The following is a 12,613-nucleotide window of genomic DNA, read 5'->3' as shown; positions in this document are numbered from 1 at the left end:
GTCTAGCCGTTCCACTCGCCGGTGAAGTCCGGCACCGCGTCGAGATCCTTCTTGGTGGCCATCGGCCCGATCTTGACCAGGGTGTCCGCATCGACGACGGACTGGACCTTCTCTCCGCGCAGCTTGTTGACGAGCTGCTCGAGCGCCGCCTTGCCCATGCTCACCGGGTAGTTCAGGTAGTCGTTCGTCCACTTGCCGTCGCGAACGGCCTTGACGGCCTCCGTCGTCCCGCCGCCGCCGGTGAGGAAGATCTTCGACGGATCGATGCCCGCGTTCTCGAGCGCGATCTGCGCGCCCTGGGTCTGCTGGTCCGCGTTGCTCAGGATCCCGTTGATGTCCTTGTTCGCCTGCAGCAGGTTGGAGACCGCCGTGAGCGACTTGTCGCGGTCGTAGGCGCCCTCGACGGTCCCCACGATCTTGATGTTCGGGGACTGCGCGAGCACCTTGTTCCATGCGGCGATGCGCGCGACGTCGAGCGGGGAGTTCAGCAGGCCGGCGACGAGGCCGATCTTGCAGGGGTCGATGTTCTTGCAGTAATCGACGACGGTCTGCGCCTGCCGGGCCGCGCCCTCCGACGGGGACGACGCCACCGTCGACACCACGCCGTCGATCTGCGGGGCCATCTTGTCGATGTCGGGGCCGATCGGGTTCAGCACCGACACCACCGGCACGTCGTTGCCGAGCGGGAACGCGGCGGCGAGGCCCGGCCCGTCCTGAGGCACCACGATGATGCCGCTCGCCTGTCCCGTCGTGCCGGCGTTCTGCAGCTGGGAGAGCTGGGTGTTGGCGTCGAACTGCCCGTCCTGGATCTTGGTGGTGATCGTGATCCCGAGCTTCTTCTCGAGATCCTTCGCCTCCTTCTGCACTCCCTCGTAGACGGCCTGGTTGTAGCCGTTCTGCGAGGACGAGGCGAGGAAGACGATCGAGTACTTGTCTCCGCCCGATCCGCCAGACCCGCTGCCCGAGCTGCAGGCGGCGAGGGAGACGCCGAGGGCGACGACACCGGCGCCGGCGATGATTCGTGAGAGGTGCGTCATTGCATTCTTCTTTCGTGGGTGAGGGGTGTCAGTGAGCGTGTGCGGAGGCGTGGTGGTCGATCGCGTAGAGGCGTCCGGCCGTGACGGCCGTGCCGAGCAGCGCGGCGAGCTCCGGCGCTGTGCGTCCCCGGTTCGGATGATCGAGCCACTCCTGATACGCGGCTTCGTCGGGCCATACGGCCGTCACGATGATCTCGTCGGATCCGTCGACGGCCGTCGCGATCTCCGATGCGGTGGCGCGTGTCAGGTCGAGCGACTCCTGCAGGATCGACTCCCTGCGATACAGGGACAGGATGGCGTCCACGTGCTCGGGCGCCGGGCGGAAGGTCAGGATGGAACGAATCATCAGGGTCTGGACTCCGTTGTCAGGATCGGGTGTGACTCCGCGCCCTCGGTGATTCGGGATCTCGGGAGCGCTGACATGAAGTTAGCCGCTGCCCTTTGGTGGCTCCGGTGCGTTTTGCACCTTGCAGTCTCCCCGATTTGTGCAAAAGAATGAACGGGACCTCAAGGACGACGGGAAGCACGTGCGAATCGGAATCGGTGTCTATGACGACCGGCTGTCGGCCGTCGGCCTGCACCCCGATGGCAGCCGGACCGCGCTGACCGCCCCGCTCTCCTCCGGGATCGAGGTCTCGCTCGACCGTCTGCTGACCCGCTTCCCGACGCCCGCGGAGGACGCCGTCGATTCCCTCGCGTTCGATCTGAGCGCCGTGCTGCGCAGAGCCGACGACGCCCCCTTCACCGTCGTCCGCATCGCGCCGCGTCCTCCCGTCGAGCGCACCGACGAGCCGCATGTGGGCTCGGCGCCGATCCTGCACGTGCGCGGCGGCCACACGACCCTCGGCGATGAGCTGGCCCCCTTCGACGCGGAGGGGTTCCGGGTGGCCTCCGCCGGGATCCCCGCCGGGTCGAGGGTGGTGATCACGAGCGTCGGCTCGTTCGCGAACCCGGGGCATGAGCTCGCCGCAGGGGAGATCCTCCTCGAGCACGGCGGTCCCCTGAGCGTCACGTTCTCGCACACGTTCGACAGCAACTCCTTCGCCACCCGGGAACGCACCGCCGAGCTGAACGGCGCCATGGTGGCCGACGCCGAGGCGCTCACGACATCGCTCTCCCTGATCGCGGGCCGGCGGTTCCCGGGGGCCAGGCTCTCGGTCACCCGCAACGACGGCGGGCGCGTGCCGCTCAGCCGGCTCGCGTCCTCACCGGTCCATTCGGCGCTCTCGGGGCAGCCGATGGAGTTCCTCGGCGGAGCCGCGTTCTGCGGCCTGACCGAGGGCGATCTCGTCCTGGCGACCGGGGAGGGGCCGATCCTGGGCTCGGTGAGGGACGGCGTCCCCGCTGTCGTTCCGCAGCTGCGCTGGAACGGCGCACGTCTCGCCACCCAGGCCGCACATCTCGTCCCCGCGACCAGGATCCTGCTGCACGGACGCAACCCGGCCCCGCGTCTCGTCAAGGCCCTCGGAGCAGAGCTCGACGACTGGCTCGATGACGGGAGCGCGGTCGAGGCGGACACGGACCTCCGCGCGCTCGGCGCCGCCGTCGCGCCGCTGTCGGACTGGGCGCTGGGCGTCGTCAGCGCGGGCAACGCCGCCGAGATGGCCCATGAGCTGCGTGCCGCCGAGGCCCGCGTGCACGCCCGGCTCGTGGCATTCGGGGCGCTCCCCTCCACGGTCCGGATCGTCGAGTCGAGACTGGTCGCGACCACCTACGAACACGCGCGCGTGGTCTCGGTGCGCGTGCACGGCGTGGCGGCGGAGCCGACGGGAGAGGGTGCGCACGATGCGGCTGAACGCTGACGACGTCCGTCACCTGCGCACCGGCGCGCTCTTCCTCGCCTGCGCCGCGGATCCCGAATGGTGCGACGAGCAGCAGGACCGGATCCTCGCCCGCATGTCGGCCGGCGACGGCGGGCCGGAACTGATCGAGGTCGGCGAGCTCGACGGCGACGCCCTCGTCGCCGCCGTGGGCTTCGTCAACAACGGGCTGCCGCTGTCGGAGCTCCGCCCCGCCGGCGACGAGTTCGTCACCAGCGTCGAGCTGCTGGAGCGAGAGCTCGGCCAACGGATCGAGGGGCTCTTCCCTCTCGCCGCGGCGAACGTGAACTCCATGGTGCCGCTGCTCACCGGGATGCAGCTCGGGCGGCCCACCGTGGACGCCGATCCGATGGGCCGGGTCTTCCCGCTGCTGTTCCAGTCGGTTTTCACCCTCGCCGGCCTTCCCGCCGGCCCTCTGGCCGCCACCGGTCCCGTCGGCGAGTCCGCCGTCCTCCGCGTCCGCGAGCCGCGAAGGGCCGAGCGGCTCGTCCGCGCGCTCGCGGAGGAGTTCGGCGGCTGGTCGGCGACCGCGCTCTACCCGATGACCGCTCGCGACCTGGCCCGCACGGGCGTCCTCGGCAGCGTGTCGCGCATGGTCCGCATCGGCAGGATCCTGGACTCCGCGCTCCCCGTCGCGGAGAAGCACGAGCTGCTGCGCCGGACGGAGGGCGTGCGCCGGATCATCCGCGCCCGCGTCGCCGATGTCGCAGGGCTCTCCCGCCCCGCACCGGCGGGCGAGCCCGATCACCCGTCCAGCGTCGTCCTCATCGAGGAGACGCAGGGGCGCTTCGTCCAGCTCGAGATCCAGAACGAGCTGCTCATGCTCATGGTCGACGGCACCCCGGAGGCGGTGATCCCCGACATCATCACGATGCTGCACCCCGAGGACGGGCGGGTCGCCAGCCTCGACGACCTCTGGGCCGGCAACACCCTGGATCTCGTCGTGCTGCCCGCCGCCGCGCAGTGGTACACGCCGGAAGGCAGACGCCTCGCGGCGCCCGAGACGATGCACGCGGTGCTGCCGGACCGCAGAAGGAGCCGAGCATGAGCACACCCTCGCGCGGAGCCGTCGAGCTGCGCGACCTGATCGGCGCCCGCGAGCTCGACGGGCTGACGGTGCTCCACCTCGTCTCGGAGCGGAGCCCGGTGCGGGACGTCGCGCTCGTCACCGACTTCGAGGACATCGGCTCCGTGGGTCCCGACACGGTGGTGCTCCTCTCCCCCGGCGGCGCGCGCGGCGGATGGATGATCTCGGCAGCCCTGCGATACGCGTGGGAGCGCCGCGCCTGCGCGCTCATCGTCCCGGAACAGCCGTTCACCGGCTCCGTCGTCGAGCTCGCCCGGCGCCTCGAGGTGTCCCTGCTCACGACGGGCCGCGACATGACGCGTCTCGCGATCGACGCGGCGATCCGGCTGGGCACGGCCCGTGCGGAGACGATGGCACGCGTTCGCGCGGTCGTCGACCGGCTCTCCGGCGCCGTGGATCCGTCCCAGGCCGTCGCCCTGCTCTCCGAGGAGCTCGACGGCGCGAGCGTGTGGATCGAATCCGCGGGCGTGCGCACGTTCGGGTCGCCGCAGCGGACGGGCGAGTCCTCGTCGGCCCCGGCGGGCCAGCTCGTGCGGACGAGGCTGTCCCCCCGCGATCGCGGCCTGGGGATCCTCGTCGCCCGGTTGCCGGCGCCGATGGTCGGCTTCGGCGAGCAGCTGCTCGCCGAAGCCGCCCCCTCGATCAGAGCGCTGCTGCGGGAGCAGCAGGTCTCCGCGACCCGCGACTCCCTTCCGACCATCGCCATCACCGCGCTGACCGGAATGCCGGGGATCGCGGAGTTCGTGGAGCCGGAGCTCGGCGCTCTGGAAGGGTCCGCGGCGCTCCCCTTCGACGGCTCGTTCGTCGCGATCTGCCTGCGCTCCGATGATCCAGAACGCCTCGGCGCGCTCGTGCACCAGCTCTGGTACCTCGCCTTCCGCGAGAACCCGCTCACCCGGTTCGACGGCGGGTGGTTCGGAATCCTGCCCGCACCGGATCGCGAGAGTCTCGATGCGCAGATCGATCGCGTGCGCAGCGGCTTCGTCCGCACGGCCGGCCTGCCGCTCTCCGGAGGCGCCTCCCGCCGGCACAGCTCCCGCGCCGAGGCACGGGATGCCGTCCGCGAGGCCTGGCTCGCCGCCCGCCTCGCGGATCCGAGCCCGGATGCCCCCGTGTCCGAGGCGTTCCTCGAGTTCGACGGGATCAGGCCCGCGATGATCGGGCGCCTCGTTCCGACGGATCTCGCCGATCAGCTCGTGGCCGCGCTCTACCCGCGCCTTTCCGCCGATCCCGCAGCGGGACAGGTGATCGACGCCCTGCTCGCCCGCCTCTCGGCGCTGGGCTCGCTCACGGGTGCGGCGGATCGGCTCGGGCTGCATCGCAACACGCTGAAGTCGCGCCTGCGTCGCGCCGGCGAGCTCGGCGTCGATCTGTCGGACTCCGCCGACGTCCTTCCGGTGCACCTGCTCCTCTCCGCCGTGCGACGCACGGAGGAGAGGAGCAGGACGGAGGACTGACCGCTCGTCGCCGTCAGCGCCCCACGTACGAGATCTGGTCGGGGTTGTAGCGATCGCCGGCGACGCCGAGCCGCGAGGCCAGGGAGTCGAGATCCGCACGTTCGTCGGCGGACAGGGCGACCGCGGTGGATCCGGCGTTCTCGGCGATGCGGGCCGTGCGCCGGGTGCCGGGGATCGGCACGATCCACGGCTCCTGCGCGAGCAGCCAGGCCAGCGCGATCTGCCCCGGCGTCGCACCCCTTGCCGTGGCGAGCGCGGCGACGTGGTCGACGAGACGCTGGTTCTCGCCACGGTTGTCGGCCGTGTACCGCGGGATGGTGGAGCGGATGTCGCCGTCGGCGAAGGGGGTGTCCGCCGTGACCGTGCCCGTGAGGAAGCCCTTGCCGAGCGGGCTGAACGGCACGAAGCCGATCCCGAGCTCGGCGAGCGCCGGCAGCACTTCGGCCTCCGGATCCCGCGTCCACAGCGAGTACTCGCTCTGCACGGCGGTCACCGGGAACACGGCGTGCGCGCGGCGGATGGTCGCCGCGGACGCCTCGGACATGCCGAAGTGGCGCACCTTCCCCTCGCGCACGAGCTCGCCGACGGTTCCTGCGACGTCTTCGATCGGCACCGCCGGATCCACCCTGTGCTGGTAGAAGAGGTCGATGACGTCCGTGCGCAACCGGCGGAGCGAGGCCTCCGCGACCCGGCGGATCTGCTCGGGCCGGCTGTCCACCCCCGTGTACCGGCCGTCCTCCTCGATGTGCCAGCCGAACTTCGTCGCGATCACGACCTCGTCTCGCACGGGCTCCAGCGCTTCGCCGACGAGCTCCTCGTTCACGTAGGGGCCGTAGACCTCCGCCGTGTCGATCAGGGTCACGCCGTGATCGAGCGCCGAGCGCAGCACGCCGATCATGTCCTCCCTGCTGCCGGGGTTCGGTCCGTAGCTCTGGGACATGCCCATCGCGCCGAGGCCGATCGCCGAGACCTCGAGGCCAGTGCCGTCGATGCCGTGTCCGAGTGTGCGCGTGTGCATGCGGCTCTCCTTCCGTCGCGGATCCGGTCCGCGTGATCGCGGCCGGTGCGTTTCTCCGCCCCGGTGCCTCCGGGACTCCTCCAGTGGACTCCCGATCGGCGGCCGGCACCAGACCCGGATGTTCCGGGTACTGCCAGTGCCTGGCACCGTGGGAGCGCTGCGCGTACGGTCGAGGGATGGACGAGCGCGCGAGGGACGCCAGGGCCGAGGTGCAGGACTTCCTCACCTCGCGCCGCGCCCGCCTCTCCCCCGAGCAGGCGGGGCTGCCCGCCTACGGCCGATTCCGGCGAGTGCCGGGGCTGCGCCGCGAGGAGGTCGCACTGCTGGCCGGCGTGAGCGTCGACTACTACATCCGCATCGAGCGCGGCGACCTCTCCCGCGCTTCGGACGCGGTGCTGGGCGGTATCGCGATGGCCCTGCAGCTGGACGAGGCCGAGACCGCGCACCTGTTCGATCTCGCCCGCGGCGCGGATCGCACCGCCCGCACCGGCTCCGTCGTGCGGGCGCGCACCGTCGCCCTCCGGCCCAGTGTGCTCCGGATGCTCGACGCGATCGTCGACGCACCGGCGATCGTACGAGGCGGCGGCTTCGACTACCTCGGCGCCAACCGTCTCGGCCGCGCCCTGTACGCGCCGCTGTTCGCGCACGCCGCCCCGAACAGCCTGCGCTTCGCGTTCCTCGATCCGGCGGCGCGCACGTTCTACCGCGAGTGGGATCAGGTGGCGCAGGACCTCGTCGCGACTCTGCACGCCGAGGTCGGCCGGCATCCCGGGGATCCGGCGCTCGCCTCGATCGTCACCGAGCTCTCGGAGTGCTCGGAGGAGTTCCGCACGCTCTGGGCCGCGCACAAAACGTGCGGTTCCACCGCACCGGGATCAAGCGCCTGCACCACCCCGTCGTCGGCGACCTCGACCTCACGTTCGAGGGGCTGGATCTGTCGGCCGACCCCGGCGTGATGATGGCCGTCTACACCGCCGAACCCGGATCCGGATCCGCGGACGCCTTGCGGATGCTCGCCAGCTGGGCGGCGACCGACGAGGAGGAGAGGCTCCGCGCGGAGCGCTGATCCCGGGGGTCAGTTGGTTCCGCAGGTTCCCAACGACCATGTCCCCATTTCGGCTCCCGGAGCCAACCATGTCCCCATTTCGGCTCCCGCACCGCGGTTTTCTGAGCCAGAAGTGGGACATGGCGGGGCAAGATGTGGGACGCGGTCGGGCGCGGGGCTCCGTCCTCAGCGGGCGTGCGGATGGTCGCCGAAGCCCCGATGCACGTCGGGGTCGATCCCGTGCGCCGTGGCGAGGCGGGAGATGAGAGCGGCGAACGCCTCGCGCTCTGCGGGATCGAGCGGCCCGAGGATGTCGGCGTTCTGCTGCTCGGCCGCCGCGCGCAGCCCCTGCAACGCGGCGCGGCCGGCGTCGGTGAGATCGAGCCTGTGGTGCCGGCGGTCGTCGGGATCGCGGGTACGGGAGACGAGGCCCGCGTTCTCGAGCGCGTCGACGAGCACCACGACGCGGCTGGGGACCGCACCGAGCCGGTCGGCGAGCGCGCGCTGGCTGAGTCCGGGATTGCGCGCCAGGATGCGCAGGGCGCCGGCCGTCGCCGGAGTGAGGCCGGCCGGCTTCACGAGTTCGGCGAAGCGCGCGGCCGCGAAGGATCCGAGCTGGGAGAGCAGGAAGCCCGTGCGCTCGGGTCGGCGGGGGGTGTCCATCACCTCAGCATAGTCGCTTGACAGAATGATTCATAGCGTGCATCGTTTAGTACATGACCGAATATTCGCAGCGCTCCCGTCGGCCCGGCGGACCACCTCTGGGCCCGCTCGCGATCGTGACGTTCGCACTCACGATCGCCGGCGTCGTCACCCTGCTGGCGGGGACCGGATCCGCTCCTGCGCCGTTCGCGCCCGCGGCCGACGTCGCGGCCTGGTACGCGGCGCACGCCCTGCCGATCCGCATCGCGGCGACCCTTCAGCTCGGCGCAGCCGTGCCGCTCGGGATCCTCGCCGCGTCCGTCTACGCACGGCAGCTCCGGCTCGGCGTGCGGGTGCCTGGCCCGGTGATCGGGCTGTACGGCGGCATCGCCGCCTCGCTGCTGCTGCTCGTCTCGACCCTGGTCACCTGGTCGATCGCCTCCGGAACGGACCCGGCCGATCCCGGCGGAACCGCGGCGCTCGGCCGGCTCGCCTTCGGTCTCGGCGGCGTCGGCTACGCGGTGGGCATGGGGCTGCTGATCGCGGGCATCGCGGTCCCGGCGTACATCCTGCGGCTGATGCCGAGATGGCTCGCCCTCCTGGGGCTCGTCATCGCCGCCGCGGGCGAGGTGTCCTTCCTCTCGCTCGTGCTGGATCCGCTGCAGATCCTGCTGCCGGTCGTGCGCTTCGGCGGCGGCGCCTGGCTCATCGTCGCGGCCTTCCTCCTCCCCCCGGATCGCCCGCGCCGGGATCCGCGCCTCGTCACGACGGAGGACCTGTCGTGAGCTGCGCGATCGTGGTCGGCGCGAACGGCGCGATCGGAGAGGCGGTGGCACGGCGGCTCGCCGGCGAAGGGCACCGGATGCTCCTCGTGGCACGCCGGCAGGAACCGCTCGAGGATCTCGCCGCTCAGCTGCGGACGGCGGGGACCGACGTGACGGTCGGCGCGTTCGACGCCTCGGCGGAGGGCGCGCTCGAAGAGTTCCTCGCCCGTGAGGCCCGTGACGGCATCCAGGTCGCCGTCAACAATCTCGGCGTCGCGCACATGCCGCGCCCCCTCAGCGCGATCGACGATGCCGAGCTGGAGCGCGTGCTCGCGGTGGATCTCCTGGGGCTGGCCCGATGCCTGCGCGCCGAGCTCGCCACGATCAGCGATGGCGGGGCCGTCGTGAACGTGTCCTCCACCGCGGGCATCGGCGGCGCGCCGGGGATGTCGGCCTACGCCGCCGCCAAGCACGGCGTCGTAGGCCTCACGCGCACGACAGCCCTCGACGAGGCGGCCCGCGGCGTGCGGGTCAACGCCGTCGCCCCCGGTCCGATCGCCTCGGGGCACGTGCTCACCCAGCCCGCGGAGGTGCGGGAGCACATCGGCCGGTTCGTGCCGATGCAGCGGATGGGCCGTCCGGAGGAGGTCGCGGAGGCCATCGCCTGGCTCGCGTCGCCGGCCGCCTCGTTCGTCACCGGCGTGGTCCTGCCCGTCGACGGCGGGAAGACCGCCGCGGCCTGACCGCCCGGGACTGTCCCCATCATCACCCGCCGCGCCGGGTTCCCTCGGCGCGCCCATCTGCTCTGCCGGATCCGACCTGCCGGATCCGACCCGACCTGATCCGACCCGATCCGAATGGAGACACTCATGGATCCCCTGTCCCTGCTGCGCGAGTTCCTCGTGCTCGTGCACCTCGTGGGCTTTGCACTGCTGCTCGGCGGCTGGGCGGCCCAGGCCGTGCGCCGCCGCTACGTCACCACGACCCTGTTCCGCACCGGGCTGGGGGTCATGATCGCGTCGGGCCTGCTCCTCGCGATCCCCTTCCCCGCCGGGGTGCACCTGGACTATCTCAAGCTCGGCGTGAAGCTCGTGGTCGCCCTGGCGATCGGCGGCGCGTTCGGCGTCGTCATCACCCGGGAGAAGGCCGGCCGGCCGACCGCGGGAGCCTTCTGGACGATCGGAGCGCTCGCGGTGCTGAACGCCGGCATCGCGATCTTCTGGCACGGCGCCTGACCGGTGCGGGCCCCGACCGTGGCGGGCGCCGAGCGGGCCCCGAACCGTGGCCGACCCCGACCGTGTCCCCTTTTTGGCTCCAGATCCGGGACTTTCTGAACCAGAAGTGGGACACGGTGGGGCCAGAAGTGGGACACGGTGGGGCCAGAAGTGGGACACGGTGGGTGACGGTCCGACGGCGGCGCACGGCCGCGGGCGGGGCGGGCGGGCGTCAGCGGAAGCGGCGCAGCCTCAGGCTGTTGCCCACCACGAACACGCTCGAGAACGCCATCGCGGCTCCGGCCAGCATGGGGTTCAGCAGGCCCAGCGCGGCGATCGGGACCGCCGCCACGTTGTACGCGAAGGCCCAGAACAGGTTCGTCTTGATCGTCCCGAGCGTGCGGCGGGAGAGCCGGATCGCGTCGGCCGCGGTACGGAGGTCGCCGCGCACGAGCGTGATGTCGCTCGCCTCGATCGCGACGTCGGTGCCCGTGCCCATCGCCATGCCGAGGTCGGCCGTGGCGAGCGCCGGGGCGTCGTTCACGCCGTCGCCCACCATCGCCACGACGCGTCCCTCGCCCTGCAGCCGGGCGACCACGTCGACCTTGCCTTCGGGGAGCACCTCGGCGATCACCTCGTCGATGCCCACCTCCGCGGCGATCCGGCGGGCGACCGCCTCGTTGTCCCCGGTGAGCAGGATCGGGGTGAGACCGAGACGCTTGAGCGCGGCGACGGCCTCGGCGCTCGTGGGCTTCACGGTGTCGGCGATGACGACGACGCCGCGGGCGGATCCATCCCAGCCGACCGCGATGACGGTCTTGCCGCCCGCCTCGGCCTCGGCCTTCGCCGCAGCGACCCTCGGGCTCAGGTGCTGCGCCCAGTCCGCGAGCAGGGCCTCCCGGCCCACGAGCACCGCACGGCCGTCGACGACGCCCTGCACGCCGCGGCCCGGGATGTTCTGGAAGGACTCGACGACCGACCCTTCGCCTCGTGGCTGCGCCCCTCGCTCAGGGACCGGAGCGGCGGCCGCCGCACGGGCCACGGCCTGTGCGATCGGGTGCTCGGACGCGCTCTCGACGGCGCCGGCCAGGCGCAGCAGCTCGGGGGGATCCGTGCCCTCCTCGGCGATGACGTCGGTGACCTCCATGCGGCCGCTCGTCACCGTGCCGGTCTTGTCGAGCACGATCGTGTCCACCTTGCGGGTGGACTCCAGCACCTCGGGGCCCTTGATCAGGATCCCGAGTTGCGCTCCGCGGCCGGTGCCCACGAGCAGCGCCGTCGGGGTGGCGAGGCCGAGAGCGCACGGGCACGCGATCACGAGCACGGCGACCGCGGCGGTGAAGGCCGCCGTCGCGGGGAATCCCACGCCGAGCCAGGCCCCGAGGGCCACCACGGCGATCGCGATCACGATCGGCACGAACACTCCGCTGATCCGGTCTGCGAGGCGCTGCACCTCGGCCTTGCCGGTCTGCGCGTCCTCGACGAGACGCGCCATCTGCGCGAGCTGCGTGTCGGATCCGATCCGCGTGGCGCGCACGACGAGGCGCCCGCCCGCGTTGACCGTCGCGCCGGCCACGGCGTCGCCCGCGCCGACCTCGACCGGCACGGATTCGCCGGTGAGCATCGAGGCGTCGACCGCCGAGGTCCCGGCCACGACGACGCCGTCGGTGGCGATCTTCTCGCCCGGCCGCACCACGAACTCGTCGCCGACGGCGAGCTGCGCGATCGGGATCCGCACCTCTTCGGTCCCGGAGCCGGGGGTCCCGGAGCCCGCCGCAGGGCGGAGCACCGCGACGTCCTTGGCGCCGAGCTCGAGCAGCGCGCGCAGCGCCGCCCCCGCACGCCGCTTGGAGCGCTTCTCGAAGTACCGGCCGGCCAGGATGAACACGGTCACCCCCGCGCCCACCTCGAGGTAGATGTTGCTGCTGCCGTCACCGGCCTGGAGGGCGAACGAGAACTCGTGCCGCATCCCGGGCATGCCTGCTGTGCCGAAGAACAGGGCGTACAGCGACCAGCCGAACGCGGCCAGCGTGCCCATCGAGATGAGCGTGTCCATGGTCGCGGCGCCGTGGCGCAGGTTCAGCCATGCAGCGCGGTGGAACGGCCACGCACCCCACACGATCACAGGCGCGGCGAGCGCGAGCGAAGCCCACTGCCAGGAGGTGAACTGCAGCGCGGGGATCATCGCCATCGCGATGACGGGCACCGCCAGTACCGTGCTGACCAGGAGCCGGGTGCGCAGGGAGCTCAGCTCGGGGTCGGCGGGTTCCGTCGGCGCGCCCGCGCCCTCCGATGGCGCCTCCGCGACGGGCGGCGCCGGGAGCACCGCGGAGTAGCCGATGTCCTCGACCTGTGCGATGAGCGTCGCGGGATCGAAGCCGTCCGGCAGCTCGACCTTGGCCTTCTCGGTCGCGTAGTTCACGGTGGCCGTGACGCCGTCGAGCTTGTTGAGGGTCTTCTCGATGCGGTTCGCGCAGGAAGCGCACGTCATCCCGCCGATCTCGAGCTCCACGCTGTTCGCGTTCATGG

General features: G+C 71.9%; 13 protein-coding genes. 8 read left to right on the top strand and 5 right to left on the bottom strand.

Going from position 1 to position 12,613, the window contains the following annotated elements:
- Positions 1-2 precede the first annotated feature (2 nt).
- Both RS86_RS06570 and RS86_RS06565 read right to left on the bottom strand, forming a co-directional pair.
- On the bottom strand, positions 3-1,037 hold the full coding sequence (locus RS86_RS06570; RefSeq protein ID WP_045271430.1) for a sugar ABC transporter substrate-binding protein: 1,035 nt from the start codon (positions 1,035-1,037) through the stop codon (positions 3-5).
- A gap of 28 nt (positions 1,038-1,065) precedes the next feature.
- Positions 1,066-1,383, bottom strand: coding sequence for an antibiotic biosynthesis monooxygenase family protein (locus RS86_RS06565; RefSeq protein WP_045271429.1), 318 nt, complete (start codon positions 1,381-1,383; stop codon positions 1,066-1,068).
- A 181-nt stretch (positions 1,384-1,564) separates the two neighbouring features.
- Here RS86_RS06565 and RS86_RS20605 point away from each other — a divergent pair, with 181 nt between their 5' ends.
- Genes RS86_RS20605 through RS86_RS06550 form a run of 3 tightly spaced genes read left to right on the top strand, consistent with a single transcriptional unit; the run spans position 1,565 to position 5,401 of the window.
- Positions 1,565-2,839, top strand: a complete 1,275-nt coding sequence (locus tag RS86_RS20605; RefSeq protein ID WP_045271428.1) for a hypothetical protein — start codon at positions 1,565-1,567, stop codon at positions 2,837-2,839.
- Positions 2,823-3,905 (top strand): DUF917 domain-containing protein, encoded by a 1,083-nt coding sequence (locus RS86_RS06555; RefSeq protein ID WP_045271525.1) that lies wholly within the window; start codon positions 2,823-2,825, stop codon positions 3,903-3,905. Before RS86_RS20605 ends, RS86_RS06555 begins: the two co-directional genes overlap by 17 nt.
- Positions 3,902-5,401 carry a helix-turn-helix domain-containing protein gene (locus RS86_RS06550; protein WP_045271427.1) on the top strand — a complete coding sequence of 500 codons (1,500 nt, stop codon included), beginning with the start codon at positions 3,902-3,904 and terminating at the stop codon, positions 5,399-5,401. The genes RS86_RS06555 and RS86_RS06550 overlap by 4 nt, the downstream gene beginning before the upstream one ends.
- Before the next feature lie 13 nt (positions 5,402-5,414).
- Here the strand turns inward: RS86_RS06550 and RS86_RS06545 are convergent, their stop codons facing one another.
- Positions 5,415-6,419 (bottom strand): aldo/keto reductase, encoded by a 1,005-nt coding sequence (locus RS86_RS06545; protein ID WP_045271426.1) that lies wholly within the window; start codon positions 6,417-6,419, stop codon positions 5,415-5,417.
- Positions 6,420-6,595: 176 nt separating this feature from the next.
- Between RS86_RS06545 and RS86_RS06540 the strand changes: the two genes are divergently transcribed.
- Together RS86_RS06540 and RS86_RS21140 are read left to right on the top strand one after the other, a co-directional pair.
- Positions 6,596-7,375 (top strand): helix-turn-helix domain-containing protein, encoded by a 780-nt coding sequence (locus RS86_RS06540; protein WP_327037093.1) that lies wholly within the window; start codon positions 6,596-6,598, stop codon positions 7,373-7,375.
- Complete coding sequence (locus RS86_RS21140; protein ID WP_327037092.1) at positions 7,273-7,485, top strand: hypothetical protein; 213 nt, start codon at positions 7,273-7,275, stop codon at positions 7,483-7,485. Before RS86_RS06540 ends, RS86_RS21140 begins: the two co-directional genes overlap by 103 nt.
- Positions 7,486-7,650: 165 nt before the next feature.
- Here RS86_RS21140 and RS86_RS06535 read toward each other — a convergent pair whose 3' ends face one another.
- A complete protein-coding gene (locus tag RS86_RS06535) occupies positions 7,651-8,127 on the bottom strand; it encodes a MarR family winged helix-turn-helix transcriptional regulator (RefSeq protein WP_045271425.1) in 477 nt (158 codons plus the stop codon).
- 53 nt (positions 8,128-8,180) lie between these two features.
- Here RS86_RS06535 and RS86_RS06530 point away from each other — a divergent pair, with 53 nt between their 5' ends.
- The 3 genes from RS86_RS06530 (at position 8,181) to RS86_RS06520 (ending at position 10,105) form a co-directional block, all read left to right on the top strand.
- Positions 8,181-8,891, top strand: coding sequence for a hypothetical protein (locus tag RS86_RS06530; protein ID WP_045271424.1), 711 nt, complete (start codon positions 8,181-8,183; stop codon positions 8,889-8,891).
- Positions 8,888-9,613 (top strand): SDR family NAD(P)-dependent oxidoreductase, encoded by a 726-nt coding sequence (locus RS86_RS06525; protein WP_045271423.1) that lies wholly within the window; start codon positions 8,888-8,890, stop codon positions 9,611-9,613. Before RS86_RS06530 ends, RS86_RS06525 begins: the two co-directional genes overlap by 4 nt.
- A 126-nt stretch (positions 9,614-9,739) precedes the next feature.
- Complete coding sequence (locus RS86_RS06520) at positions 9,740-10,105, top strand: hypothetical protein (protein ID WP_052680114.1); 366 nt, start codon at positions 9,740-9,742, stop codon at positions 10,103-10,105.
- Positions 10,106-10,316: 211 nt separating this feature from the next.
- Here RS86_RS06520 and RS86_RS06515 read toward each other — a convergent pair whose 3' ends face one another.
- Complete coding sequence (locus RS86_RS06515; protein ID WP_045271422.1) at positions 10,317-12,611, bottom strand: heavy metal translocating P-type ATPase; 2,295 nt, start codon at positions 12,609-12,611, stop codon at positions 10,317-10,319.
- Positions 12,612-12,613: the final 2 nt, after the last annotated feature.

This window comes from Microbacterium azadirachtae, from assembly GCF_000956505.1.
GTDB classification, from domain to species: Bacteria; Actinomycetota; Actinomycetes; order Actinomycetales; family Microbacteriaceae; genus Microbacterium; species Microbacterium azadirachtae_A.
This window is presented reverse-complemented; position numbering and strand designations above follow the sequence as displayed.